At 70.6% G+C, this 25,811-nt stretch carries 24 protein-coding genes and 1 tRNA gene; 17 read left to right on the top strand and 8 right to left on the bottom strand.

Translation table 11 applies throughout. From position 1 onward, the window contains the following. Positions 1-37 precede the first annotated feature (37 nt). Positions 38-111: transfer RNA gene (locus FGW31_RS16205), tRNA-Gly, on the bottom strand. A gap of 521 nt (positions 112-632) precedes the next feature. On the opposite strand from FGW31_RS16205, the gene dcd reads away from it, so the two are divergent. Beyond that, positions 633-1,208, top strand: coding sequence for a dCTP deaminase (gene dcd, locus FGW31_RS16200; RefSeq protein ID WP_142194128.1), 576 nt, complete (start codon positions 633-635; stop codon positions 1,206-1,208). After that, positions 1,205-1,714: a phosphoribosyltransferase gene (locus FGW31_RS16195; RefSeq protein ID WP_142194127.1), complete on the top strand. Its 510-nt coding sequence runs from the start codon at positions 1,205-1,207 to the stop codon at positions 1,712-1,714. The genes dcd and FGW31_RS16195 overlap by 4 nt, the downstream gene beginning before the upstream one ends. 108 nt (positions 1,715-1,822) lie before the next feature. Here FGW31_RS16195 and FGW31_RS16190 read toward each other — a convergent pair whose 3' ends face one another. Next, the gene (locus tag FGW31_RS16190) at positions 1,823-2,200 is read right to left on the bottom strand and encodes an STAS domain-containing protein (protein WP_233452496.1); all 378 of its coding nucleotides are present in this window, start codon (positions 2,198-2,200) and stop codon (positions 1,823-1,825) included. 106 nt (positions 2,201-2,306) lie between these two features. Between FGW31_RS16190 and FGW31_RS16185 the strand changes: the two genes are divergently transcribed. Beyond that, positions 2,307-2,669 carry a helix-turn-helix transcriptional regulator gene (locus tag FGW31_RS16185; protein WP_161176456.1) on the top strand — a complete coding sequence of 121 codons (363 nt, stop codon included), beginning with the start codon at positions 2,307-2,309 and terminating at the stop codon, positions 2,667-2,669. Positions 2,670-2,875: 206 nt separating this feature from the next. Here the strand turns inward: FGW31_RS16185 and FGW31_RS16180 are convergent, their stop codons facing one another. Together FGW31_RS16180 and FGW31_RS16175 are read right to left on the bottom strand one after the other, a co-directional pair. Beyond that, entirely contained in the window at positions 2,876-3,913 is a 1,038-nt protein-coding gene (locus FGW31_RS16180) for a Yip1 family protein (protein ID WP_142194124.1), read from the bottom strand. 353 nt (positions 3,914-4,266) lie between these two features. Continuing rightward, positions 4,267-6,549 (bottom strand): (Fe-S)-binding protein, encoded by a 2,283-nt coding sequence (locus tag FGW31_RS16175; protein ID WP_142194123.1) that lies wholly within the window; start codon positions 6,547-6,549, stop codon positions 4,267-4,269. A gap of 468 nt (positions 6,550-7,017) precedes the next feature. Here FGW31_RS16175 and FGW31_RS16170 point away from each other — a divergent pair, with 468 nt between their 5' ends. From FGW31_RS16170 to FGW31_RS16140, 7 genes are all read left to right on the top strand, one after another. Then, positions 7,018-8,055 carry an MraY family glycosyltransferase gene (locus FGW31_RS16170; RefSeq protein ID WP_142194122.1) on the top strand — a complete coding sequence of 346 codons (1,038 nt, stop codon included), beginning with the start codon at positions 7,018-7,020 and terminating at the stop codon, positions 8,053-8,055. A 93-nt stretch (positions 8,056-8,148) separates the two neighbouring features. Then, positions 8,149-9,987: a molecular chaperone DnaK gene (dnaK, locus tag FGW31_RS16165; protein WP_142194121.1), complete on the top strand. Its 1,839-nt coding sequence runs from the start codon at positions 8,149-8,151 to the stop codon at positions 9,985-9,987. Next, the gene (gene grpE, locus FGW31_RS16160; protein ID WP_142194120.1) at positions 9,984-10,652 is read left to right on the top strand and encodes a nucleotide exchange factor GrpE; all 669 of its coding nucleotides are present in this window, start codon (positions 9,984-9,986) and stop codon (positions 10,650-10,652) included. Before dnaK ends, grpE begins: the two co-directional genes overlap by 4 nt. 36 nt (positions 10,653-10,688) lie before the next feature. Then, complete coding sequence (gene dnaJ, locus FGW31_RS16155) at positions 10,689-11,861, top strand: molecular chaperone DnaJ (RefSeq protein ID WP_142194119.1); 1,173 nt, start codon at positions 10,689-10,691, stop codon at positions 11,859-11,861. Positions 11,862-11,867: 6 nt separating this feature from the next. After that, positions 11,868-12,317 carry a heat shock protein transcriptional repressor HspR gene (locus FGW31_RS16150; RefSeq protein WP_142194118.1) on the top strand — a complete coding sequence of 150 codons (450 nt, stop codon included), beginning with the start codon at positions 11,868-11,870 and terminating at the stop codon, positions 12,315-12,317. A 273-nt stretch (positions 12,318-12,590) separates the two neighbouring features. Next, positions 12,591-13,697: a sugar ABC transporter substrate-binding protein gene (locus FGW31_RS16145; protein ID WP_142194117.1), complete on the top strand. Its 1,107-nt coding sequence runs from the start codon at positions 12,591-12,593 to the stop codon at positions 13,695-13,697. Positions 13,698-13,824: 127 nt separating this feature from the next. Further along, positions 13,825-14,865: a helix-turn-helix transcriptional regulator gene (locus tag FGW31_RS16140; RefSeq protein ID WP_142194116.1), complete on the top strand. Its 1,041-nt coding sequence runs from the start codon at positions 13,825-13,827 to the stop codon at positions 14,863-14,865. On the opposite strand, the gene FGW31_RS16135 is transcribed toward FGW31_RS16140, so the two are convergent. Further along, positions 14,828-15,802, bottom strand: coding sequence for a helix-turn-helix transcriptional regulator (locus FGW31_RS16135; RefSeq protein WP_142194115.1), 975 nt, complete (start codon positions 15,800-15,802; stop codon positions 14,828-14,830). The two genes, FGW31_RS16140 and FGW31_RS16135, sit on opposite strands and share 38 nt — an antisense overlap. Positions 15,803-15,819: 17 nt before the next feature. Further along, positions 15,820-16,833 (bottom strand): helix-turn-helix domain-containing protein, encoded by a 1,014-nt coding sequence (locus tag FGW31_RS16130; protein ID WP_142194114.1) that lies wholly within the window; start codon positions 16,831-16,833, stop codon positions 15,820-15,822. Positions 16,834-16,938: 105 nt separating this feature from the next. Between FGW31_RS16130 and FGW31_RS35030 the strand changes: the two genes are divergently transcribed. Both FGW31_RS35030 and FGW31_RS16125 read left to right on the top strand, forming a co-directional pair. Continuing rightward, positions 16,939-17,085, top strand: a complete 147-nt coding sequence (locus FGW31_RS35030) for a hypothetical protein (protein ID WP_167530057.1) — start codon at positions 16,939-16,941, stop codon at positions 17,083-17,085. Between the two features lies 1 nt (position 17,086). Continuing rightward, positions 17,087-17,422, top strand: coding sequence for a Rieske (2Fe-2S) protein (locus FGW31_RS16125; RefSeq protein WP_142194113.1), 336 nt, complete (start codon positions 17,087-17,089; stop codon positions 17,420-17,422). 166 nt (positions 17,423-17,588) lie between these two features. Here FGW31_RS16125 and FGW31_RS16120 read toward each other — a convergent pair whose 3' ends face one another. Next, entirely contained in the window at positions 17,589-18,005 is a 417-nt protein-coding gene (locus FGW31_RS16120) for a pyridoxamine 5'-phosphate oxidase family protein (protein ID WP_142194112.1), read from the bottom strand. 163 nt (positions 18,006-18,168) lie between these two features. Here FGW31_RS16120 and clpB point away from each other — a divergent pair, with 163 nt between their 5' ends. Both clpB and FGW31_RS16110 read left to right on the top strand, forming a co-directional pair. Beyond that, positions 18,169-20,766 carry an ATP-dependent chaperone ClpB gene (gene clpB, locus FGW31_RS16115; RefSeq protein ID WP_142194111.1) on the top strand — a complete coding sequence of 866 codons (2,598 nt, stop codon included), beginning with the start codon at positions 18,169-18,171 and terminating at the stop codon, positions 20,764-20,766. Positions 20,767-20,940: 174 nt separating this feature from the next. Beyond that, positions 20,941-21,465 carry a YbjN domain-containing protein gene (locus FGW31_RS16110; RefSeq protein WP_142194110.1) on the top strand — a complete coding sequence of 175 codons (525 nt, stop codon included), beginning with the start codon at positions 20,941-20,943 and terminating at the stop codon, positions 21,463-21,465. A gap of 51 nt (positions 21,466-21,516) precedes the next feature. Here FGW31_RS16110 and FGW31_RS16105 read toward each other — a convergent pair whose 3' ends face one another. After that, positions 21,517-22,710, bottom strand: a complete 1,194-nt coding sequence (locus FGW31_RS16105; RefSeq protein ID WP_142194109.1) for a pyridoxal phosphate-dependent aminotransferase — start codon at positions 22,708-22,710, stop codon at positions 21,517-21,519. Between the two features lie 136 nt (positions 22,711-22,846). Between FGW31_RS16105 and FGW31_RS16100 the strand changes: the two genes are divergently transcribed. From FGW31_RS16100 to FGW31_RS16090, 3 genes are all read left to right on the top strand, one after another. Then, positions 22,847-23,092 carry a hypothetical protein gene (locus FGW31_RS16100; RefSeq protein ID WP_142194108.1) on the top strand — a complete coding sequence of 82 codons (246 nt, stop codon included), beginning with the start codon at positions 22,847-22,849 and terminating at the stop codon, positions 23,090-23,092. A 435-nt stretch (positions 23,093-23,527) separates the two neighbouring features. Then, positions 23,528-24,061, top strand: coding sequence for a DUF2617 family protein (locus tag FGW31_RS16095; protein ID WP_142194107.1), 534 nt, complete (start codon positions 23,528-23,530; stop codon positions 24,059-24,061). A 59-nt stretch (positions 24,062-24,120) separates the two neighbouring features. Continuing rightward, on the top strand, positions 24,121-25,785 hold the full coding sequence (locus FGW31_RS16090; protein ID WP_142194106.1) for a polyamine aminopropyltransferase: 1,665 nt from the start codon (positions 24,121-24,123) through the stop codon (positions 25,783-25,785). Positions 25,786-25,811: the final 26 nt, after the last annotated feature.

Below are 25,811 nucleotides of genomic sequence, written 5' to 3'. Positions count from 1 at the left end.
CAAACAACCCCCGGGTCAATGACCTGGGGGTTTCACATGGAGCGGGTGACGAGAATCGAACTCGCGCTCTCAGCTTGGGAAGCTGATGTTCTACCATTAAACTACACCCGCGTAAGATCCAGGGTCCGCCCGCGGGCGGTGATCTGGACGCTGCTTCACTCTACCTCATGCCAGGCCTCCGGTGTTCGAGCCCCGGGGGCCTGACGGTGTTTCAGGGGTGGATGCGGCTGCGGGGGGCAGGCGTTGGGGCGTACGGTGGAGGGGTCGGGCAGGTGCCGGGGTGCCGCCTGGAGCGGCGTCTCTTTGATCCCGTAATGTGCCTTTTGTCGTCAGGGCAGTTAGCCAGACGCGGCTCTTGGGGAAGGGACTCTTGGACTTGATGGAGCGCACCGTCGTCCGCTGTGCCGATGGGCACGTGTTCACCGCCGCCTCGTTCCCGATGCAGCAGGCCGAGCGACTCGGCCCCGGCCGGCTCGTGCGGTGTCCGCGCTGTGCGCGGCTTCGCAGTGTCGTGCCGGTGACCCTTCAGAAGCGGTAGCGAAGGGCACGGGAGAGCGGTAGAGACAGAGGGCGTGGGCGCGCGGCGCGGCGGCGGTTGTCGCTGCTCCGCGCGCCTTGCGTATCCTCGGGGCGTGCTTCTCTCAGACAAGGACATCCGGGCCGAGATCGACGCCGGGCGGGTGCGGATCGATCCCTACGACGAATCCATGGTGCAGCCGTCCAGCATCGACGTACGCCTCGACCGCTACTTCCGGGTGTTCGAGAATCACCGCTATCCCCACATCGACCCGTCCGTCGAGCAGACGGATCTGACCCGGCTCGTGGAGCCGGAGGGCGACGAGCCGTTCATTCTGCATCCGGGTGAGTTCGTGCTGGCCAGTACGTACGAGGTCATCACGCTGCCCGTCGATCTGGCGTCGCGGCTGGAGGGGAAGAGTTCGCTGGGGCGGCTCGGGCTGGTGACGCACTCCACCGCCGGGTTCATCGACCCCGGGTTCTCCGGGCACGTGACGCTGGAGCTGAGCAATCTCGCGACGCTGCCGATCAAGCTGTGGCCGGGGATGAAGATCGGGCAGCTGTGCATGTTCCGGCTCAGCTCGCCGGCCGAGCACCCGTACGGCAGTGAGCGGTACGGGTCCCGGTACCAGGGGCAGCGCGGGCCCACGGCCTCGCGGTCCTACGTCAACTTCCATCGGACGCAGGTGTGAGCGGGATGCGGGAGAACCTCAGCTACGAGCAGTTCGGCACGGCCGTCCGCGAGCTGGCGCAGGCCATCGCCGACGACGGGTACGAGCCCGACATAGTGCTCAGCATCGCGCGCGGTGGTGTGTTCGTCGCGGGCGGGCTCGCCTACGCGCTCGACTGCAAGAACATCCACCTGGTGAACGTCGAGTTCTACACGGGCGTGGGGACCACGCTGGAGATGCCGGTCATGCTGGCGCCCGTGCCCAACGCCATCGACTTCACCGACAAGAAGGTGCTGATCGCGGACGACGTCGCCGACACCGGCAAGACGCTGAAGCTCGTCCGTGACTTCTGCCTCGACGCCGTCGCCGAGGTGCGCAGCGCCGTCGTCTACGAGAAGACGCAGTCGCTGGTGAAGTGCGAGTACGTGTGGAAGCGGACCGACGAGTGGATCAACTTCCCGTGGAGTGTGCTGCCACCGGTGTCCAGGTCGCAGGGAACGGCCCGGCCGAACCGGGAAGCCCTCTGACGTGTGACAAGCCCTCGCACGGCTTTCCCCGCGGAAGCGGGATGTGAACGTGAACCCCCGGCGTCCGCCGGGGGTTCACGTGTCGGTGGCCCCAGGGAACGGCACTTTTCAGGCGACGGCTTCCTCCACCGTCGCCCGTATGTCGAGGACGGAGTCCATGCCCGTGAGTTCCAGGAGCCGTTGCAGCTGCCGCGTCGGCGCGACCACGTACAGCTGAACCTTCTGGTGGGCGAGGATCAGCAGATTGAGCAGCGCGGAGTCCGCGAAGCCGATGCCGGAGACGTCCAGGATCACCCTGTGGTGGTCTCTGGCCGCGGCGCTGAGCGCGTCCGCCAGCGGCTGGATGGACTGTATGTCACAGGAGCCGCAGGCTGAAACGACGCCGGCGCCGCGCCACTCGTACCGCGACACCTCGATCCCACCGAGTATCTGCGGGGCGACTCCGCTGCTCTTGCGCCCAGGTGCGGCGCCCTCGTCCACGTACACCTTTGGGTCCCTCCTGGGATGATCCCGAAGGATCATGAAGGATGTTACGCGAAAAGTATGTCATGTATCGAGGTTCCGGCAATGGAGGGCGGCTAAAATGCCGTGCATGGTCGGAGTCCCTGAATCTCACAGCGGATGGACGTTCGTCACCAATCACGCGCGTGTACTGGCGGCCATCGCCGACAACCCGAACGTCCGGATCCGTGACATCGCAGCCCGCTGTCGGCTCACGGAGCGTGCCGTTCAACGGATCATCGCCGATCTCGAGCAGGACGGTTATCTTTCCCACACCCGCGACGGGCGTACGAACACGTATCGCATCGAGCCGGACAAGGTGCTGCGCCACCCGGCGGAAGCCGGTCTGTCCGTGGCCTCGTTGCTCTCCCTGCTCGTGCAGGACGAGACCGACCGTTCCCAGGCAGCTTCCGCACAGCCGTCGCGCTTGGTGGACGCCCACGACGTGAGGTAGGGCGCGCGGAATGCCGGCGCGGCGGGCGACCGCGCCACGGGGGACGACGTGCTGTCCCGTCTCCCGGACGACTCGCCGTCACGCAGGCATCGTTGCGCTTCGACGACGGGCGCCGCACGGGCACGGCACGCTGGCGCCTTGGCGGGCCCGGGCACAGGAAAGGGCCCCCGGTCGACCGGGAGCCCTGTCCGGGGGCGGCCGCCAGGTCAGAACGTGCCGAGCTTCACGATCGACAGCAGTGCGATCAGCTGGATCGCCGACGCGCCCAGCGCCTTCGGCCAGGGCAGGTCGTGGGAGCGGCTGACCATCACGGTGAGCAGGGCACCGGCCGCCACCCAGGTGGCCCAGCCGAGGATCTGCACAAACGGGGCGTCGCCGCCGGCGAACATGGCGAAGACCAGGCGCGGCGCGTCCGTGAGGGACATGATCAGCATGGAGAGGCCGACCGTCGGCTGCCAGGCCCCGTCGCCGCCGAGCTGACGGGCGAGGGTGTGGGTGACCACGCCGAGGACGAACGAGCTGAGCACCATCGCGACGGCCGTCGTCAGGACGATCGGGACGGCGTTCGACAGGGTCGCGTTGATCGCGTCCTCGCGGGCGGTGTCGAAGCCGAAGACGGCCAGCAGCCCGTAGAGGAGGCCGACGACGAGGGCCGGGCCCCACATCGAGTAGTCGCGCATCCGCAGGAACGTCTGGGCGGGCGACAGGACGATGCCCTTGAGCAGCTCCTTCCAGTGCAGGCGGGGGCCGACCGGGCCGGTGGGCGGGGCGGAGCCGGCGCGGTAGGTGTCGCCCTGGTTGTAGGGGTCCTCGCCGATCGTGAACGCCTGGGTGTGGCCCGGGTTGTTGGCCGCGTACGGGTCGTGCGGGACGCCCGGGGCGCCGTGACCGCCGGGGTGGGCGCCGTCGCCGAAGTACTCGGGCTCGCCGTGACCGCCGTGGCTCCCGGGACCGCCGTGGCCTCCGTAGCCGCCGCTCGTGGCCGGCCACGGGCCGGCGCCGCCGCCGTTGCCGTACGGCGGCTGCTGCGGGTACGGCTGCGGCGCCTGCGGGTAGCCGTACGACGGCCCCTGCGGCGTCTGCTGTCCGTGCGGGGGGTGTTGCGGTCGCGCGTGAGGAGCGCCGTTGTTGTTCCGGCCGCGTCCGATCCTGAATCCAGCCACGCCTTCGAACGTACCTGGTCCCGGGCGGTCGCGTGCCGGGGCCCGGGTTTCGGGAGGGGCATTGCGGCCGAGCTGTGACATCCCCTAAGGGGTCGTCAGGCCGCGGCTCCGTCCGCCGTAGGGGGCCGCCGCGGTCGGGTCCTCCGCAGGACGGACGTCACGGTGGGGACGGCGGGTGAGGGGGGACGGCGGGTGAGAGGGGGCGGCGGGTGAGTGGGGACGGCGGGTGAGGGGGGTGGCGGAGACGGACGTGGGGCCGGGACGGTGGGGGTGGTGCCGCTGGGGTGCGGGCATTCCGCCGGGGCGGGTGCCGCGGGCGCCGGGCATCCCGGCCGGGGCGGACGTCGAGCAGTCGGCCCGGACACGGCGGAGGGGCCGCCCGTCGACCGACGGTGTCGGTCGGTCGGACGGCCCCTCCGGCCTCAGGTGTAGCGCTACTTCACCGGCTCCGGCTCCGGAGCGCTCTCGCTCTCCTCGTCGCCCGCCGGGTCGGCCGGGGTCTTCACGGACTCCAGCAGCAGCTGGGCCACGTCGACGACCTGGATGGACTCCTTGGCCTTGCCGTCGTTCTTCTTGCCGTTGACCGAGTCGGTCAGCATGACGAGGCAGAACGGGCAGGCCGTGGAGACGATGTCCGGGTTGAGGGAGAGGGCTTCGTCGACGCGCTCGTTGTTGATGCGCTTGCCGATCCGCTCCTCCATCCACATCCGGGCGCCGCCGGCGCCGCAGCAGAAGCCGCGCTCCTTGTGGCGGTGCATCTCCTCGTTGCGCAGGCCCGGGACCTTGCCGATGATCTCGCGCGGCGGCGTGTAGATCTTGTTGTGGCGGCCCAGGTAGCACGGGTCGTGGTAGGTGATGAGGCCCTCGACCGGAGTGACCGGGATCAGCTTGCCCTCGTCCACCAGGTGCTGGAGCAGCTGGGTGTGGTGGATGACCTCGTAGTCGCCGCCGAGCTGCGGGTACTCGTTGCCGAGGGTGTTGAGGCAGTGCGGGCAGGTGGCGACGATCTTCTTCGCCGACTTGGGCTTCTTCGACTCGGCCGTGACCTTGCCGTCGTCGTCCATCTCCTCGCCGAAGGCGGCGTTGAGGGACATGACGTTCTCCATGCCGAGCTCCTGGAAGAGGGGCTCGTTGCCGAGGCGGCGGGCGGAGTCACCGGTGCACTTCTCGTCGCCGCCCATGATCGCGAACTTGACGCCCGCGATGTGGAGGAGTTCGGCGAAGGCCTTCGTCGTCTTCTTCGCGCGGTCCTCGAGGGCGCCGGCGCAGCCGACCCAGTACAGGTACTCGACCTCGGAGAGGTCCTCGATGTCCTTGCCGACGACCGGGACCTCGAAGTCGACCTCCTTGGTCCACTCCAGGCGCTGCTTCTTCGCCAGGCCCCAGGGGTTGCCCTTCTTCTCCAGGTTCTTGAGCATCGTGCCCGCCTCGGACGGGAACGCGGACTCGATCATGACCTGGTAGCGGCGCATGTCGACGATGTGGTCGACGTGCTCGATGTCGACGGGGCACTGCTCGACGCAGGCGCCGCAGGTGGTGCAGGACCACAGGACGTCCGGGTCGATGACGCCGTTCTCCTCGACGGTGCCGACCAGCGGGCGCTCGGCCTCGGCCAGCGCCGCCGCGGGCACCCCGGCCAGCTGCTCCTCGGACGCCTTCTCCTCGCCCTCCATGGTCTTGCCGCCGCCGGCCAGCAGGTACGGGGCCTTGGCGTGCGCGTGGTCGCGCAGGGACATGATCAGGAGCTTGGGGGAGAGGGGCTTGCCGGTGTTCCAGGCGGGGCACTGCGACTGGCAGCGGCCGCACTCGGTGCAGGTGGAGAAGTCCAGCAGGCCCTTCCAGGAGAAGTGCTCGACCTGGGAGACGCCGAAGACGTCGTCGTCACCGGGGTCGGTGAAGTCGATCGGCTTGCCGCCGGAGGTCATCGGCAGCAGCGCGCCGAGCGAGGTGTCGCCGTTGGCGTTGCGCTTGAACCAGATGTTCGGGAAGCCCAGGAAGCGGTGCCAGGCGATGCCCATGTCGGTCTTCAGGGCGACCGTGATCATCCAGATGAAGGAGGTCGCGATCTTCAGGCCGGCGAAGAAGTAGGTGAGGTTCTGGAGCGTGGAGACGTCCATGCCCTCCAGCCACGACACCACCGGGTAGGAGATGAAGAACGACGCCTCGTAGCCGTCCACGTGGTGCTGGGCGCCTTCGAGGGCGTGCAGCATGAAGATGCAGACGCCCACGATGAGGATGACGGTCTCGACGAAGTACGCCTGGCCGGTGTTGGAGCCCGCGAAGCGGGACTTGCGGCCCGGCTTGCCCGGCCGGGACAGCTGCCGGATGACGATCAGCGCCAGGATGCCGACGATCGTCATGGTGCCGATGAACTCGACGAAGACGTTGTACGGCGCCCAGTTGCCGATGATCGGCAGCACCCAGTCGGCCTGGAACAGCTGGCCGATGGCGTTGACGATGGTCAGCAGCAGTGTGTAGAAGCCGATCGCCACGAACCAGTGCGCGATGCCGACCACGCCCCAGCGGTTCATCCTGGTGTGGCCGAGGAACTCCCTCGCCACGGTGATGGTGCGCAGCACGGGGTCGTTGGTCCGCGATCCGGCCGGGATCGGCTGGCCGAGTGTCATGAAGCGGAAGATCTGCAGGATGGCACGGCCGAACAGGGCGACGCCGACTGCCATCAGGACCATCGACACGATGATCGCGGCGAGTTGCATTTCGGGGCTCCTCGGGCCTGCGAGGGGATTCGTCGGGGCTCCTGAACGGCTTCCCCGTGATTACTAAGCGGTAACTTATGCAGTCCGTTCGAGACTACCCCCATCTTCTGCCGCACTGTAGCCGGGCACGGGGTGATCTGGGTCGCTGAGGGTTGCCTACTCCGGCAGTCCGTGCAGCGAGGGGTCCGTCACGGCGGTTCGCGCCGCCACGGAGTCCGTCCGGACCACCGGTCCTCGGCCGCCCGTTCCTGCCGACTGTCCGGTCCCGGCCACTGGTCCTCGGCCGCCCGTTCCTGTCGGCCGCTCGGTCCCGGCCACTGGTTTTCGGCCGCCCGTTCCGGCCGTCCGTCCCGGCGGGCGGCCGTTGCGGCCACCCGTTTCGGCGACACGAGGGGCGTCCCGGGCGGCGGTCGGGATCCGAACGTGTTATTCGCGCTAAATCGGTCCATATGCCCCTAACTTATATCCGTGCTCTACGGAATCGTCGCCGCTGCCGCTGCCCTGCTGCTGTCCGCCGTCCTGACGGCGCTGCTGCGGGTCCCCGCCCTGCGCCTGGGCGTCGTGGACCGCAGGCGGCGGCGCCCGGTGCCGCTGTCCGGGGGAGTGGCCGTCGCGGTGGTGACCTGCCTGGTCGCGGCCGTCGGCGACGAGAGCGGGGTCGTGCCGCTCGGCAGCGGGGTCGTGGAGACGGTGGTCGCCGCCGGCTGTGTCGCGGTGCTCGGCCTGGCCGCCGACGTCCGGCGGCTGCGGTGGTGGGTGCCGCTCGCCGGTACGGCGGTGGCGGCGGCGCTCGTCGTGCCGTACGGGGAGACCGGGGTGGCCGGCGGGGCGCTCGCGGTGGTGTGGATCGCCGGGGTGGCCGGCGCCTTCCGGGGGCTGGACCACGCCGACGGGCTGGCCGGGGGTGTGGGGGTGGTGGCCGCGTTCGGGGCGGCGGCCTGTGCGGCGGTGGAGCTGATGGAGGGGATCGCGGTGCTGCTGAGCGTGCTGGCCGCCGCGCTCGCCGGGTTCCTGCTGCACAACTGGCATCCCGCGCGGGCGGGGCTCGGCGCCGGCGGCTCGCTGTTCACGGGGTTCCTCGTCGCCTCGGCGGCGGTGTACGCGCGGGCCGGGCAGGGAATCGGGACCGGCGCCGGGGTGTTGTTCGCGTTGACCGCGGTGGCGTGCGCCGACGCCGCGTTGGTGGTGCTCGGGCGGCGGCTGGCGCGGTGGCCGGTGACGCGCGGGCGGCCGGACCATCTCGGGCACCGGCTGCGGCGGCTCGGGCTCGCTCCGCGTGCGGTGACCATGCTGCTCGGCGCCGGAGCGCTGGGCGGGACGGTCGTCGGGGTCGGCGTGCATACCGGAGCGGTGTCCGGGGAGGCGCTGCTGTGGACGGGGGCGGTGGTCGCCGTCGTCGTACTGGCGCTCGTACGGCTTCCCGTCACCCTTGTTTTCCGTCCTCGTCAGCGATCTTCCGATGCATCGTCGCAGGTCACAGGGCAGTTGCGTGTAAGAAGCGGATAAGAGTTGAGTCCGCTCGACTCAGCTCTGTTGACCCTGCGGCGGGTGTCATGCATGCTTGAGTCCGTTCCACTCAAGTCAGCTGGAGGAATCGAAATGGCACGTGCGGTCGGCATCGACCTGGGCACGACTAACTCCGTCGTCAGCGTTCTGGAGGGCGGCGAGCCCACCGTCATCACCAACGCCGAGGGCGCCAGGACCACGCCTTCCGTCGTCGCCTTCGCCAAGAACGGTGAGGTGCTGGTCGGTGAGGTGGCCAAGCGCCAGGCCGTGACCAACGTCGACAGGACCATCCGGTCGGTCAAGCGTCACATGGGCACCGACTGGAAGATCGAGCTCGACGGGAAGCCCTTCAACCCGCAGCAGATCAGCGCCTTCGTGCTGCAGAAGCTGAAGCGCGACGCCGAGGCGTACCTGGGCGAGAAGGTGACCGACGCGGTCATCACCGTCCCGGCGTACTTCAACGACGCCGAGCGCCAGGCCACGAAGGAGGCCGGCGAGATCGCCGGTCTGAACGTGCTGCGCATCGTCAACGAGCCGACGGCCGCCGCCCTGGCGTACGGCCTCGACAAGGACGACCAGACCATCCTCGTCTTCGACCTCGGTGGCGGTACCTTCGACGTCTCCCTGCTGGAGATCGGTGACGGTGTCGTCGAGGTGAAGGCCACCAACGGTGACAACCACCTCGGTGGTGACGACTGGGACCAGCGCGTCGTCGACTACCTGGTCAAGCAGTTCCAGTCGGGTCACGGCGTGGACCTGTCCAAGGACAAGATGGCGCTGCAGCGTCTGCGCGAGGCCGCCGAGAAGGCGAAGATCGAGCTGTCCTCGTCCACCGAGACCTCGATCAACCTCCCCTACATCACCGCCTCCGCCGAGGGTCCCCTGCACCTCGACGAGAAGCTCACCCGCGCCCAGTTCCAGCAGCTGACCGCGGACCTGCTGGAGCGCTGCAAGACGCCGTTCCACAACGTCATCAAGGACGCCGGCATCTCCGTCAACGAGATCGACCACGTCGTCCTCGTCGGTGGCTCCACCCGCATGCCCGCCGTCGCCGAGCTCGTCAAGGAGCTGACCGGCGGCAAGGAGGCCAACAAGGGTGTGAACCCGGACGAGGTCGTCGCCATCGGCGCCTCGCTCCAGGCCGGTGTCCTCAAGGGCGAGGTCAAGGACGTCCTGCTGCTCGACGTCACCCCGCTGTCCCTCGGCATCGAGACCAAGGGCGGCATCATGACCAAGCTGATCGAGCGCAACACCACGATCCCGACGAAGCGCTCCGAGATCTTCACCACGGCCGAGGACAACCAGCCGTCGGTGCAGATCCAGGTCTACCAGGGCGAGCGCGAGATCGCGGCGTACAACAAGAAGCTCGGCATGTTCGAGCTGACCGGTCTGCCGCCGGCGCCGCGCGGCGTCCCGCAGATCGAGGTGTCCTTCGACATCGACGCCAACGGCATCATGCACGTGACCGCCAAGGACCTGGGCACGGGCAAGGAGCAGAAGATGACCGTCACCGGCGGCTCCTCGCTGCCGAAGGACGAGGTCGACCGCATGCGCGAGGAGGCCGAGCGCTACGCGGAGGAGGACCACAAGCGCCGCGAGGCCGCCGAGTCCCGCAACCAGGGCGAGCAGCTCGTCTACCAGACGGAGAAGTTCCTCGCGGACAACGGCGACAAGGTCCCCGGTGACGTGAAGTCCGAGGTCGAGGCCGCCGTCGCCGAGCTGAAGGAGAAGCTCAAGGGCGAGGACACCGCCGAGATCCGCACCGCCACGGAGAAGGTCGCGGCCGTCTCCCAGAAGCTGGGCCAGGCCATGTACGCGGACGCCCAGGGCGCCCAGGCGGCCGGCGGCGCCACCGGCGGCGAGGCCAAGGCCGACGACGACGTCGTCGACGCCGAGATCGTCGACGAGGACCGTAAGGACGGTGCGGCGTGACCGAGGAGACCCCGGGCTTCGACGAGCAGTCGCAGCAGCCCGACGTCCCCTCCGACGACGCCGAGTCGAAGGCCGCTCCCGCCCCCTCCGCGGAGGAGGGGGCGGCCCCGGCCGGGGACACGGGCCAGGACGCGGCCCTGGTGGCCCAGCTGGACCAGACGCGCACGGCGCTCAACGAGCGCACCGCCGACCTCCAGCGCCTCCAGGCCGAGTTCCAGAACTACCGCCGCCGGGTCGAGCGCGACCGCGTCGCGGTCAAGGAGATCGCCGTCGCGAACCTCCTGACCGAGCTGCTGCCCGTGCTCGACGACATCGGCCGGGCACGCGAGCACGGCGAACTGGTGGGCGGATTCAAGTCCGTCGCGGAGTCGCTGGAGACCGTCATCGCCAAGATGGGACTCCAGCAGTTCGGCAAGGAGGGCGAGCCCTTCGACCCGACCATCCACGAGGCGCTGATGCACAGCTACGCACCCGACGTCACCGAGACGACGTGCGTGGCGATCCTGCAGCCCGGGTATCGCATCGGCGAGCGCACCATCCGCCCCGCGCGGGTGGCCGTCGCCGAGCCGCAGCCGGGCGCGCAGACGGCCAAGCCGGCCGAAGAGGGCGCCGAGGCGAAGACGGACGCGGAGAACAAGGAGAGCGGTGGCCCGGAGGAGGGCTGACGTCGACACTCACGCAGGGAAGGAGGGACGTCGGGGATGAGCACCAAGGACTTCATCGAGAAGGACTACTACAAGGTCCTCGGCGTCCCCAAGGACGCCACCGAGGCCGAGATCAAGAAGGCGTACCGGAAACTCGCCCGAGAGTTCCACCCGGACGCCAACAAGGGCAACACCAAGGCGGAGGAGCGGTTCAAGGAGATCTCCGAGGCGAACGACATCCTCGGCGACCCCAAGAAGCGCAAGGAGTACGACGAGGCGCGCGCGCTCTTCGGCAACGGCGGCTTCCGTCCGGGGCCGGGCGCGGGCGGCGGCTCCTTCAACTTCGACCTCGGGGACCTGTTCGGCGGGCAGCCCGGCGGCCAGCCGGGCGGCTTCGGCGGCGGTCTGGGTGACGTCTTCGGGGGCCTGTTCAACCGCGGCGGCGCGGGCACCACGCGTACCCAGCCGCGGCGCGGCCAGGACATCGAGTCCGAGGTGACGCTCAGCTTCACCGAGGCGATCGAGGGCGCGACCGTCCCGCTGCGGATGTCGTCGCAGGCGCCTTGCAAGGCCTGCTCGGGCACCGGCGACAAGAACGGCACACCGCGCGTGTGCCCGACCTGCGTCGGCACCGGGCAGGTCGCCCGGGGCTCCGGCGGGGGCTTCTCGCTCACCGACCCGTGCCCGGACTGCAAGGGCCGGGGCCTGATCGCGGAGGAGCCCTGCGAGGTCTGCAAGGGCAGCGGCCGGGCCAAGTCCTCGCGGACCATGCAGGTGCGCATCCCCGCGGGCGTCAGCGACGGCCAGCGGATCCGGCTGCGCGGCAAGGGCGCGCCGGGCGAGCGCGGCGGTCCCGCCGGTGACCTGTACGTCGTCGTGCACGTCGGCGCCCACCCGGTGTTCGGCCGCAAGGACGACAACCTCACCGTCACCGTGCCGGTCACGTTCGCCGAGGCGGCCCTCGGCGGCGAGGTGCGGGTGCCGACGCTCGGCGGTCCGCCGGTCACGCTGAAGCTGCCGCCGGGCACGCCCAACGGCCGGACCATGCGGGCCCGGGGCAAGGGCGCGGTCCGCAAGGACGGCACCCGGGGCGATCTGCTGGTCACCGTCGAGGTGAGTGTTCCCAAGGATCTGTCGGGGAAGGCTCGTGACGCGCTGGAGGCGTATCGCGAGGCGACCGCGGAGGAGGATCCGCGGGCGGAGCTGTTCCAGGCCGCGAAGGGAGCTTGATGTCAGATGGACGGCCGTCGACGCAACCCGTATGAACTGACCCACGACACACCGGTCTACGTCATTTCGGTGGCGGCCCAGCTCTCCGGCCTGCACCCGCAGACCCTGCGCCAGTACGACCGGCTGGGACTCGTGTCGCCGGACCGTACCGCCGGCCGCGGGCGCCGCTACTCGGCCCGCGACATCGAACTGCTCCGCCAGGTGCAGCAGTTGTCGCAGGACGAGGGCATCAACCTGGCCGGCATCAAGCGCATCATCGAACTGGAGAACCAGGTCGCCGCCCTCCAGGCCCGCGTGGCCGAACTGGAGGACGCCCTGGACGGCGCGGCGGCGGCGATGCGGCAGCGCGAGGCCGCGGTGCACGCTTCCTACCGCCGCGATCTGGTCCCGTACCAGGAAGTGCAGCAGACCAGCGCGCTCGTGGTGTGGAGGCCGAAGCGGCAGCAGTCGGACTGACGCGTCGTGAAGTACCGCGCCGGGCCCGGAGGTTCATGGAACCTCCGGGCCCGTCCGCTGTCCGGGAACACATGTGTGGTCGCGGTATGTGCGCCGGTCCAGGCTGCCGCCCCGTTCCGTCCGCAGGTTCTCCACGATTTCAGCGCACCGTGCTGTGTCCATCTCGTTAAGTGGTCCCCCTTGACGACGGTGGGGGCTGAAGCGTTGTCTTTTCAGTCACATGGGCCACAAAGCTGTGCCCACGTCCGGAACGCACCTGAAGTGAGCCCTCGCATGCGCCGTATCGCCATATCCGTGGCCGCCACCTCCGTGTCCGTCATGCTCGCCGGCTGCGGCGTGCTCAACGCGACGGGGAGCAGCGACGACGCGAGCCCGACCAAGGGCGACGACATCACCGTCGGGCTGCTGCTGCCGGAGAAGGCCAACACCCGCTACGAGGAGTTCGACCACCCCATCTTCAAGGCGAAGGTGGAGTCGCTCACCGACAACAAGGGCAGGGTCGAGTACGCCAACGCCGACGCGGACGCCGGCAAGCAGTCGAGCCAGCTCCAGGCGATGGTCGACAAGAAGGTCGACGTCATCGTGCTGGACGCGGTCGACGCCCACGCCATCGCGCCCGGCGTGCAGAAGGCCAAGGACGCGGGCATCCCGGTCATCGCCTACGACCGGCTGGCCGAGGGCCCGATCGACGCCTACATCTCCTTCGACAACGAGCTGGTCGGCGAGGTGCAGGGCCGCTCGCTGCTGGAGTCCCTCGGGGACGACCTCAGCATCACCGACAAGATCGTGATGATGAACGGCTCGCCGACCGACCCGAACGCCAAGCAGTTCAAGGCCGGCGCGATGTCCGAGCTCAAGGGCAAGGTGACGATCTCCAAGTCCTTCGACACCAAGGACTGGAAGCCGGAGAACGCCCAGGCCAACATGACCGAGGCGATCAACGCGATCGGCGCGGAGAACATCGAGGCGGTCTACTCCGCCAACGACGGCATGGCGGGCGGCATCGTCAAGGCGCTGAAGGCGGCCGGTGTGACCGACATGCCCCCGATCACCGGCCAGGACGCGGAGCTCGCGGCGGTCCAGCGGATCCTCGCCGGCGAGCAGTACATGAGCGTGTACAAGTCATACCCGGAGGAGGCCGAGAGCGCCGCCGAGATGGCGGTGGCGAAGGTCCAGGGCCGTGACATCCAGTTCGACGCGCTCACCCGCGACCGGGTGGACAGCCCCACCACCAAGGACATTCCGGCGCAGCTGGTGCCGGTGGTCGCGCTGACCAAGGAGAACATCGGGGACACCGTCGTCGCCGACAAGATCTACAAGGTGTCGGAGATCTGCACCGCGAGGCTCCAGGCGGCCTGCGCGGCGGTCAACCTGACCTGACCCTCCGGCGATTTTCGGCCACCCGGCCGGTCCCCGGGCCGGTGCGGGGCGGGAGCGTGTTGCACAGCCGGTTTCGGCCGCGCATAGTTGCGCTGCGGAAGAGGCTGAACCGGGGGTGGAACGGGCGATGGCCGGGCACGGGACGGACGAGCATCCTCACGGTGCTGACCGACTGTGCGAGGCCGGGGATCGGGTGTATTCCCGGGCCGTACGGCGCGGACGGCTGCCGCGGCGGGACGCGGAGCCGGTGCCCTGCCTGCTGGAGCTGGCGCTGCTGCACCCGGATCCCGACGACATGGACTGGCTGGTGCCGACCGCCCCGCAGGAGGTCATGACCCGGCTGCTGCGCGGCATGTACGACGAGATCAGCGCCAGCCAGCGACGGGTCGGCTCGGCCGTGGCGGCCTTCGAGTGGTACGCCGGTCTCGGCCGCCCCGTGCCGTCGTCGCCGTCGGCGGCGGAGGGCCCGGCGATCCGGGTGCTGGACGGGCTGGCCCGGATCCAGGCCGCGATGGACGAGGCCACCCAGGCGTGCACCACCGAGGTGCTCACGGTGCAGCCGGGCGGCATCCGGCGCGAGGCGGAGCTGTCGGAGGGCCTGCACCGGGCGATGGCGCTGCGCGGCCGCGGGGTGCGGATGCGGGACCTGTACACGCACGTGGCCCGGCACGGGCAGGGGCTGCTCACCTATCTGGAACTGATGGGCGACGCGGTGGAGGCGCGCACCCTGGACGAGGTGATCGAGCGGCTGATCCTGTTCGACCGCACGGTCGCCTTCATCCCCGCCAACGCCGAGCGCTCGATGGCGCTGGAGCTGCGGCACCCGGCGCTGGTGGAGTACCTGGGCACGGTCTTCGAGCGGTTGTGGCGGCTCGCCATCCCGCTGACCGCCCCGCTGCCCGACACCGGCATCGAGGGCATCTCGCACCGTGAGCAGTCCATCGCCGCGCTGCTGGCGGAGGGCCACCAGGACGCGGTGATCGCGGAACGGCTGGGCATCAGCGTGCGCACCTGCCGGGCCCACATCGCCCGGCTGTCGGAGACGCTGGGCGCGGCCAGCCGCACCCAGCTGGGTGTCCGGATCGCGCAGGCCGGCCTGGACGGCCCGCGCCGCCCCGCGCCGGTGCCCCTCACGCTTCCGGATCAAGGATCCCGGAACGTCCGATGAGGTAGCCGAGCTGGGCCCGGCTCTGGCTGCCGAGCGTCGCGGCGAGCTTGGCGATGTGCACCCGGGCGGTGCGCACGTTCATGCCGAGCCGGTCGGCGATGACGGCGTCGGTGTGGCCCTCGACGAGCAGCGCGGCGATGGCGCGCTGCCGGGGGGTGACGCCGTTGAGGGTGGGCTGCGTGACGGCCTGCGGATACATCGGGGTGGCCAGCCGCCACAGCCGGTCGAAGGTGGTGGCGAGGTAGCCCACCAGCGCCGGGTGGCGGACCTCCAGGGCGGAGCTGCGGTCGGCGTTGGCGGGGACGAGGGCGACCGTGCGGTCGATGACGATGAGGCGCTCGGTGATCTCGTCCAGGGTGCGTGCCTCGACGTCGCCGGTGAGGCGTTCGTAGCGGGCGGCGAGCCGCGGCGCGTGACGCAGCGTGTGCTGGTAGAGCGCACGGATTCGGCCACCTCGGTCGAGCAGGGCCTGGTCCCGCCGCAGCGCGGCCTCGTGCAGGGCCGGGTCGGCGCTGGTGTAGCTGTTGTAGGGCTGGACGGCCAGGAGTTCCCGGGCCTCGGCCATCACCTCGTCGATGACCTGGCCGATGCGTTCCTTGTCGCTGTGCAGCGTGATGAGCGCGGTCGCCGGTTCCGGGCCGCCGCCGGCCTGCAGCAGCGGCTGGAGTGCCTCGACGAGGCGCTCCTCGCGCCGCCGTTCCTCGGCGACGCGGTCGGCGGAGGCCCGCAGCAGCCGGTGCAGGGCGATGTGCGGGGCGACGGGCTCCAGGCGGTCGGGATCGTCCAGGGCGGGGTTCAGCAGCCCGAGGCGGACCAGGCGCGGGGCCTCGGGGGCCGCGGGGGCGGGTATGCCGCCCTGCTGCAGGGCGCGGGCGTACAGGTCCAGGCCGCCCTCTCCCAGGACCTTGAGGGCGTCGTCGTGCGCGTTGCCGGTCATGCGTGGCTCGCTCCCGGTTACTGGTCCTGCTCCAGGATTCCCGACTGGGCGATGAGGTAGCCCAGTTGGGCGCGGCTGCCGCTGCCCAGGGTGGCGGCGAGCTTGGCGATGTGGGCGCGGCAGGTGCGGACGTTCATGCCGAGCCGGCGGGCGATGGCCTCGTCGACGTGGCCCTCGACGAGGAGCTTGGCGATGGAGTGCTGGATGTCGGTGATGCCGCCGGGAGCGGTCTCGTAGGGCGCGCCGGCGGACAGCGGCACCGCCCGGCTCCACATGAACTCGAACACCTTGATCAGGTAGCGGACCAGTCCGGGCTGGCGTATCTCCAGGGCGACCTGCTGGTCGTCGCGGGGGGGGATGAAGGCGACGGACTCGTCGCAGACGATGAGGCGTTCCACCACCTCGTCGATGGTCCGGTACTCCACGCGGCCCGCGGACAGCTGCTCCACGTAGGCCCGTTTCTCCGGGCTGTAGCGGGCGGTGTGCTGGTAGAGCGTGCGGATCCGCACGCCGCGTTCGATGAGGGGTTTGTCGCGTTCGAGTCCCTGCACGATGCTGCGCTCGGAGAAGCGGTCGTCGCTGGGCTGGATGGTGAGCATCTCGGTACGGCACTGGGTGGCGGCCAGGTTGAGTGCGGCGTTGATGCGCGCGCTGCCCTCCAGCACGGTGATCGAGTTCTCGCTGCTGACGGCCTGGGCGCCGAGCGACATGAACGGCTCGAAGGCGTCCGCGAGCCGGATGGACAGCCGCCGGCGTTCGGCGATGTCGCGTTCGATGGGGTGCAGGCGCTGGGCGAGGGCGAGGGCCGGCGGCACCGGGCGCAGCCAGTTCTTGTCGTCCGGGTCGGGGTGGAGCAGGGCGAGTTCGATCAGGCAGGGGGCGGCTTCCGCTTCCTCGCGTGCGAGTCTCCCCACACGGAGCGCGTTGGCATAAAGTCGGCCGCCTGCCTCGCACAGTTCCGTCACCGCATGGGGATGCTCCGCCTTAGTCTGATTTGCCACGAAATCTCCACCCCCCAGGGTCCTGAACATGCAGGAACATGATGCACCGATTGTGTGGCCATGACGTGTTCGAATGAGCCATCGTCTTATCTGACGGGGGAACGAGGAGACTTTCACGTGAGGACGAAGCCGACTATGCGCAAGAGACTGCTTCGCTCGGTGCTCGCAGCCGCCCTCTCCGCCGTCGCGGCTTTCGGAGCGCTGAGCGGTTACTCCGACGCGAAGACCGGGACACAGGCCGACAGCCACTGGCCGTCGATCGTCGTCGACTCGGGGCGTTGATGTGACCACTCCACCCGACGACCGCTCCTTCCGCAGGGAGATGGCGACCGCCTACCGGTCCGGATGGCACTTCATCGACCTGGTCACCGCCATCCCCCACAGCGGTGACTCGTTGATGGTGACCGTCTTCGGCGAACCGGTCGTCGTCACTCGCGACGAGGACGGGGACGTACGGGCGTACCGGTGTCTGCGGCGGCCCCGGGGAGCGCCGAAGCCCGTGCGGTGTGCCATCCGGTACGGAATGATCTTTGTGAACCTGGACCAGAGGGACCGCCGGCAGACGGAGTCCGACTCCCCGGCCCCCCGGACCATCTCGGCCACCCCCCGCAGTGCCTGACGCGATTCCCCCGTCGTAAAAGATCGCGCAGGTGCTTCCCCCCGCAGCGGCGTCACCGTGACCTGAACACGGTGACGCCGCTGCAGTTTTACGGGACATGTCCGGGTATCGCGCAGATCGCGCTATGGCCGGAAACGGCCGCTCGGTGAGGGTCGGCCCGTGCGGCTCATCCCCGTCCCATCGCGCGGGTGAGCGCGATCTCGATGACCACGCGTGACGGATTCGGCCGCGGCGTCCGCCCGTAGCGCTCCGCGTAGCGCCGCTCCGCCTCGGCGACGCGTTCCGGTTCGTCCCGGACCACGGCCCGCCCCTCCAGCGTCGCCCACCGCCGCCCGTCCACCTGGCACACCGCGACGGCCGCCCCCTGCGCCCCCGCCGCCAGCACGTGCCGCACCTTCGCGCTCGACCGGTTCGCGACCACCCGGGCCAGCCGCGCCCCCGGGTCGTACGTCACCGCCACCGGCACGACGTGCGGGGTGCCGTCCGGACGGACGGTGGTCAGCGTGCACAGGTGCTTCTCGCGCCAGAAGCTGAGGTACGACGCGTCCGGATCGCCCGGATCTACCGAGTACGTGGTGGCCATGCCCGGAACTTAGCCCCTCGGACGCTCCCGCCCACCACCTTGAGTGGAATAGACTCAAGTTTGTGTACGTTGGCCGAGTCAGCAACGACAGTCGGCACCGAGTCGGCACCGAAAGTCGGCGGCGAAGGCCGCTTGAAGGGTCACCAAGGAGGAGAACGCGAACGTGGACGCCGAGCTGACCAACCGGAGCCGGGACGCGCTGGGCGCCGCCGGCAACCGCGCCGTGACCGACGGGCACCCCGACCTCACCCCGGCCCACCTGCTGCTCGCCCTGCTCCAGGGCCAGGAGAACGAGAACATCACGGACCTGCTCGCCGCGGTCGACGCCGACCAGGCCGCCGTGCGCTCCGGGGCCGAGCGGGTCCTGGCCGGCCTGCCGAGCGTGACCGGGTCCACCGTCGCGCCGCCGCAGCCCAACCGCGAACTGCTCGCCGTCATCGCGGACGCCCAGGCCCGCGCCCGCGACCTCGGCGACGAGTACCTCTCCACCGAACACCTCCTCATCGGCATCGCCGCCAAGGGCGGAGCGGCCGGCGAGGTGCTGTCCGGGCAGGGCGCCACCGCGAAGAAGCTGCAGGATGCCTTCCAGGAGACGAGAGGAGCGCGCCGGGTGACCACCGCCGACCCCGAGGGCCAGTACAAGGCCCTGGAGAAGTTCGGCACCGACTTCACCGCCGCCGCCCGCGAGGGCAGGCTCGACCCGGTCATCGGACGCGACCAGGAGATCCGGCGTGTCGTCCAGGTGCTGTCCCGCCGCACCAAGAACAACCCCGTCCTCATCGGCGAGCCCGGCGTCGGCAAGACCGCCGTCGTCGAAGGACTCGCCCAGCGGATCGTCAAGGGCGACGTGCCCGAGTCGCTGAAGAACAAGCGGCTCGTCGCGCTCGACCTGGGCGCCATGGTCGCCGGCGCCAAGTACCGCGGCGAGTTCGAGGAACGCCTGAAGACCGTCCTCGCCGAGATCAAGGACTCCGACGGGCAGATCATCACCTTCATCGACGAGCTGCACACGGTCGTCGGCGCGGGCGCCGGCGGCGACTCGGCGATGGACGCGGGCAACATGCTCAAGCCGATGCTCGCCCGTGGTGAGCTGCGCATGGTCGGCGCCACCACGCTGGACGAGTACCGCGAGCGCATCGAGAAGGACCCGGCGCTGGAGCGGCGCTTCCAGCAGGTGCTGGTGGCCGAGCCGACCGTCGAGGACTCCATCGCGATCCTGCGCGGACTCAAGGGCCGCTACGAGGCGCACCACAAGGTCCAGATCGCCGACAGCGCGCTGGTCGCCGCCGCCACCCTCTCCGACCGCTACATCACCTCCCGCTTCCTGCCCGACAAGGCCATCGACCTCGTCGACGAGGCCGCCAGCCGGCTCCGCATGGAGATCGACTCCTCGCCGGTCGAGATCGACGAACTCCAGCGCGCCGTCGACCGGTTGAAGATGGAGGAGCTGGCCATCGGCAAGGAGACCGACGCCGCCTCCCGCGAGCGCCTGGAGAAGCTGCGCCGCGACCTCGCCGACAAGGAGGAGGAGCTGCGCGGCCTCAACGCCCGCTGGGAGAAGGAGAAGCAGTCCCTCAACCGGGTCGGCGAGCTGAAGGAGAAGCTGGACGAGCTGCGCGGCCAGGCCGAACGCGCCCAGCGCGACGGCGACTTCGACACCGCCTCCAAGCTGCTCTACGGCGAGATCCCGGCCGTGGAGCGCGACCTGGAGGCCGCCTCCGAGGCCGAGGAGGAGGTCGCGCGGGACACCATGGTCAAGGAGGAGGTCGGCGCCGACGACATCGCCGACGTCGTCGCCTCCTGGACCGGCATCCCGGCCGGCCGCCTGATGGAGGGCGAGACGCAGAAGCTGCTGCGGATGGAGGACGAGCTCGGCAGGCGGCTCATCGGCCAGGGCGAGGCCGTACGGGCCGTCTCGGACGCCGTGCGGCGCTCCCGGGCCGGTATCGCCGACCCCGACCGCCCCACCGGTTCCTTCCTCTTCCTCGGCCCCACCGGCGTCGGCAAGACCGAACTCGCCAAGGCCCTCGCCGACTTCCTCTTCGACGACGAGCGGGCCATGATCCGCATCGACATGTCGGAGTACGGCGAGAAGCACTCCGTGGCCCGCCTGGTCGGCGCGCCTCCCGGCTACGTCGGCTACGAGGAGGGCGGCCAGCTCACCGAGGCCGTGCGCCGCCGCCCGTACAGCGTGGTGCTGCTGGACGAGGTGGAGAAGGCCCACCCGGAGGTCTTCGACATCCTGCTCCAGGTGCTCGACGACGGCCGGCTCACCGACGGCCAGGGCCGCACCGTGGACTTCCGCAACACCATCCTGGTGCTCACCTCCAACCTCGGCAGCCAGTACCTGGTCGACCCGATGACCACCGAGGCGGAGAAGAAGGAGCAGGTCCTGGAGGTGGTGCGGGCCTCCTTCAAGCCCGAGTTCCTCAACCGCCTGGACGACCTGGTGGTGTTCTCCGCCCTCACCAAGGCCGAGCTGGAGCGCATCGCGCAGCTGCAGATCGACCGCCTGGGCAAGCGGCTCGCCGAGCGCCGGCTCGCGCTGGAGGTCACGCCCGGGGCCCTGGCCTGGCTGGCCGAGGAGGGCCTGGACCCGGCCTACGGCGCCCGCCCGCTGCGCCGGCTGGTGCAGAGCGCGATCGGCGACCGGCTCGCCAGGGAGATCCTCTCCGGCGAGATCAAGGACGGCGACACGGTCCGCGTGGACCGCTTCGAGGACGGCCTCCTCGTGGGTCCCGCCACCGGGAAGTCACTCTGAGTGGACCGTGTGATTCCGGGCCCGGCGTCCCCGTGGACGTTGGGCCCGTCCCGCACCGGGTACTCCGGCACTGACCGGATCGAGTCAGCCCTCGGCTGACAGGCCCGTCGGGGCTTGCCACCCCCCTCCCCGCATGGGGGAGGATGGCGGGATCCGTACGAAGGGAAATTCACGGTGACCATCGACCCGTCCTCGATTCCGAATTTCGGGGGCCAGCCCGAGCCGCAGCCCCAAGGACCGGCGGGCCCCGTCGTCCCGGATCAGGACCTCGTGAAGCAGCTCCTCGACCAGATGGAGCTCAAGTACGTCGTCGACGAAGAGGGTGACCTCGCGGCGCCGTGGGAGCAGTTCCGCACCTACTTCATGTTCCGCGGCGAGGGCGACCAGCAGATCTTCTCCGTCCGGACGTTCTACGACCGTCCGCACAAGATCGACGAGAAGCCGCAGCTGCTCGAGTCCGTCGACGACTGGAACCGGCGCACCCTGTGGCCCAAGGTGTACACCCACACCCATGACGACGGCACCGTCCGTCTCATCGGTGAGGCGCAGATGCTCATCGGCATGGGCGTCAGCCTGGAGCACTTCGTCTCCTCGACGGTCAGCTGGGTGCGGGCCGCGATCGAGTTCGACAAGTGGCTGGTCGAGCAGCTCGGCCTGGAGCAGGAGATCAACGAGGCGGACAAGCCCGACGAGGAGTAGCCCGTCCCCGGGCGCGGAGGAGCGAGGCTCGTCCGTGCCCGGCGGACGTGTTCAGCGGGCCCCGGCGGCCTTCAGCCGCCGGGCCGCCTCCTCCAGCACGGCCTTCTGCTTGCAGAAGGCGAAGCGGACGAAGGGCGCGCCCATCTCCCGGTGGTCGTAGAAGACGGCCGTGGGGATGGCGACGACGCCCGCGCGTTCCGGCAGGGCGCGGCAGAAGGCGATGCCGTCGCTCTCGCCCAGGGGCCGGATGTCGGCGGTGACGAAGTACGTGCCCGAGGGCCGGTAGACGGAGAAGCCCGCCTCCTCCAGGCCCGCCGCCAGGACGTCCCGCTTGGCGAGCAGGTCCGCGCGGAACGCCTCGAAGTAGCTGTCGGGCAGCGCCAGGGCCTCGGCGACCGCGTACTGGAACGGGCCCGCCGAGACGTACGTCAGGAACTGCTTGGCCGAGCGGACGGCCGTCACCAGCTCCGGCGCCGCCGTCACCCAGCCGACCTTCCAACCGGTGAAGGAGAAGGTCTTCCCCGCGCTGGAGATCGTCACCGTGCGTTCCCGCATGCCCGGGAAGGACGCCAGCGGCACGTGTCCGGCGTCGTCGAAGACCAGGTGCTCGTACACCTCGTCGGTCACCACCAGCAGGTCCCGCTCCACCGCCAGCGCGGCGATCGCCGCCAGTTCCTCGCGGGTGAGGACGGTGCCGGTCGGGTTGTGCGGGGTGTTGAGCAGCAGCAGGCGGGTGCGGTCGGTGACGGCGTCGCGCAGTTCGTCGAGGTCGAGGCGGAAGCGGCCGTCGGCCGGGCGGAGCGTCACCGGGACGCGGGTGCCGCCGGCCAGGGCGATGCAGGCGGCGTAGGAGTCGTAGTACGGCTCCAGGGCGATCACCTCGTCGCCGGGCTCCACCAGCGCGAGCAGCGCGGCGGCGATCGCCTCGGTGGCGCCCGCGGTGACCAGGACCTCGGTGTCCGGGTCGTACGACAGGTCGTAGCGGCGCTGCTGGTGCGCGGCGACGGCGGTGCGCAGCTCGGGGATGCCGGGGCCCGGCGGGGACTGGTTGCCGCGGCCGTCGCGCAGAGCCCTCACGGCGGCCTCCCTGACCTCCTCGGGGCCGTCCGTGTCGGGGAAGCCCTGGCCCAGGTTGATGGATCCGGTCCGCAGGGCCAGGGCGGACATCTCGGCGAAGATCGTCGTCCCGAACTCGGCGAGCCGGCGGTTCAGAAGGGGGCGCGCGCTGGAGGTCATGGCGGCCATCCTGCGCCGAAGCTCTGGACTTCCTCAACTCTGCTTTGGCCCGCGCGGGCGCCGGGCATGTCCCGGTCACGTACGTGAGGGAGGCGCCCACGGGGGGCCGCCTCGACCGGCTCACGGGGGAAAGGAGGATGGCGCCATGACCTTCGGCATCATCCTGGTCGTGCTCTTCGCGTTGTTCGTCGCGGTCGTCGTGGGTGCGTCCCGCAGGGCCGGGCGGCGGCCGGCGCGCAGCCGCTCGGGTTCGGGCAGCGGCGACGGCAGCTGGTGGGCGGGCGGCGGCGGAGGCGCCGGAACCGCCTGTGGATCGTCCTCCGACGGAGGCTCGTCCTGCGGAGGCGGGTCGTCCTGCGGAGGCGGCGGATGCGGCGGTGGTGGCAGCTGACTCCGGTACATACCGGCAGTCCGCCTCCGCTTCGGGGGCGACGCATCCGTGACAGCGGGGTCCGCACCTGGGGCGGGCCCCGCTGCGGTGTGCAACGGCGGTGGCCGGTCCGGTTCCGCGATGGTGGCGGGTCCGGTTCCGGCCGGGCGGAGCGTCGGGACGGCGCACGGGGGTGAGCCGTGACTCGGGGGCGCACGCCGAGGTTGAACAGTTGATCGCGGGAGCCCCCTAGGGGATGGAAAGCCCACGAACTTGGGTAAAAACGCTGTGGTGGCGCCACAGTTCATGATTCCCTATAAAACGCCAACGCAGCCCTCGGACTCCCCGCGGACCCTTCTTCCGGCCGGGCGACCGGGCTGACGGGCCGAGTTCCCCGGTGCGACCGAGGTGCGCGGACCCACCTCTCCCCTCCTTGTGTGCTTGCGGAGCCGATCCATGCTCACGACCCTGAACACCGCCTATTCCGACACGCGCGCGGCCGACCTCGCCTGGGCCCTGGGACGCGAGCCGCTTCCCGCGCTCGCCACCCTCGATCTCGAACTGACCGGTGTGAAACTCCAGTTGAGACTCCTCGGCGCGTCCCACCAGGTGCTGGTGGAGGAGGAGCGGGGCCTCTGCTCGGAGACGGTGGCGTGCATCCCGGGCAGTCGTACGCCGCTGCCGCTGGGCGTGGCCAAGCGGGTCGGCGACTGGGAGTACGAGTTCGCGGCCCGGGTGGAGGTGCTCGCGCCGGGCTCCTTCGCGGGCCGGGCCCAGGAGCTGCTGGCCCTGGTCTCCGACCACCCGCAGGGCCTCGTCGGGGTCTTCCCCGGCAGTCCGTACGCGTTCACCGCGATGCTCGCCCAGTGCCACGAGGGGCAGGTCCACTGGCGGACCTGGCACGCCTACCCGCAGGACGGGCAGTTGGTGGCGACGCGGACCAAGGTGGGAGTGCGGATGCTTGCTCGTACCAATATCGGGCGAGTGTAAACAAACATCACGCGTGTGGGTGACGTTGCGCGTTTGAGGCGTAACGTAACGTCGCTGGGGTGATCGAACCGCAGGCCGCCGCACCGCCCCGTCCCGCCCGGACCCGGGGCGGACGGAGCGGCTCCGGCAGCGGTGCGCTGCGGCTGCCCGTCCGGCAGGGCACCGGGCGGTTCCTGGTCCTCGCGGGCGTGTTCGTCTGCGCGGCCTGCGGACTGGTGTACGAACTCGAACTGGTCGCGCTGGCCACGTACTTGATGGGCGACTCGGTCACCCAGGCGTCCGTCGTGCTGTCCGTGATGGTCTTCGCGATGGGTATCGGATCCCTCGCCGCGAAACGCCTGCGGCGGCACGCGGCCGCCGCGTTCGGCGCCGTCGAGGCCGGCCTGGCCCTGGTCGGCGGGTGCAGCGCGATGGTCCTGTACGCCGTGTTCGCCTGGACGGGTGACTGGGGCGGCGTCTGGGCGAGCGGCCCGCGCGGTCTGCTCGTCGCCTTCTCCCTCGCCACCGGGCTGCTGATCGGCGCCGAGGTGCCGCTGCTGATGGAGCTGATCCAGCGGATCCGCCGGCAGGACGCGGGCGGCGCGGTCGCCGACCTGTCCGCCGCGGACTACGTGGGCGCCCTCGTCGGCGGACTCGCCTTCCCCTTCCTCCTGCTGCCGTTCCTCGGCCAGCTGACCGGCGCGCTGATCACCGGCGCCGTCAACGCGGTCGTCGGCGGTGCGCTGGTGCTCGGCCTGTTCCGGCAGGACCTCCCCCCGCGCGCCCGCCGGCTGCTCGTGGCCGCCAACATCTGCGTGCTGGCCGTCCTCGCCACGGCCGCCGTCCTCGTCGACGACTTCGAACGGGCCGCCCGGCACGCCATGTACGGCGCGGACGTACGGGTGGCCCTGCACACCGACGTGCAGGAGGTGCTGCTGACCGGCGGACGGGACGGCCGGCCCCTCAACCTGTTCCTCGACGGGCGGCTGCGGGTCAGCGGCCGGGACGAACGGCGCTACCACGAGGCGCTGGTGCACCCCGCGATGAACGGCCCGCACCACCGCGTGCTGGTCCTCGGCGGCGGTGACGGGCTCGCCGTGCGGGAGGTGCTGCGGCACACCGGCGTGCACCGGGTCGACGTCGTCGAGGCCGACGCGGGCGTGGTGCGGCTGGCGCGCCGGGACCGGGCACTGTCCGCGCTGAACGCGCACGCCCTCGACGACCCGCGCGTACGGGTCTTCGTCGCGGACGCCTTCGACTGGCTGCGCCGGGCGCCCGCCGCGGTGTACGACGTGGTGGTCTCGGACCTGCCGCACCCCGGCATCACCGAGAACACCAAGCTGTACTCGCAGGAGTTCTACGGCCTGGCCCGGCGGATGCTGGCGGCGGACGGGCGGCTCGTGGTGCACGGCGGCGCGATGGCCTCCCGCCCGCGCGACTTCTGGACGGTGGACGCCACCGTGCGCGCCGCCGGATTCCGCACCGTCGCGTACCGCGTCCGCGGCCGGCAGGACGGGTACGCCGCCGGCCCGGACCGGGGGCAGGCACGGACCGCGCACGCCCACCGCGACTGGGGCTTCGTACTGGCCGCCCGGCACGAACCCGCGCCGCGCCTCGACCCGGCCGGACCCCGCCCGCGCACCCTCACCGACGCCGCCCTCGCGGCGGACACCCGGGCCGCCGAACGCATCCGCGTCCCCGGCCTGCCGCCGTCCACCCTGGTCCATCCCCGCTACTCCGGCTGACGCCCTTTACTACGTCCCGCGCCGAC

This window comes from Streptomyces calvus (assembly GCF_006782915.1).
GTDB lineage: Bacteria > Actinomycetota > Actinomycetes > Streptomycetales > Streptomycetaceae > Streptomyces > Streptomyces calvus.
This window is presented reverse-complemented; position numbering and strand designations above follow the sequence as displayed.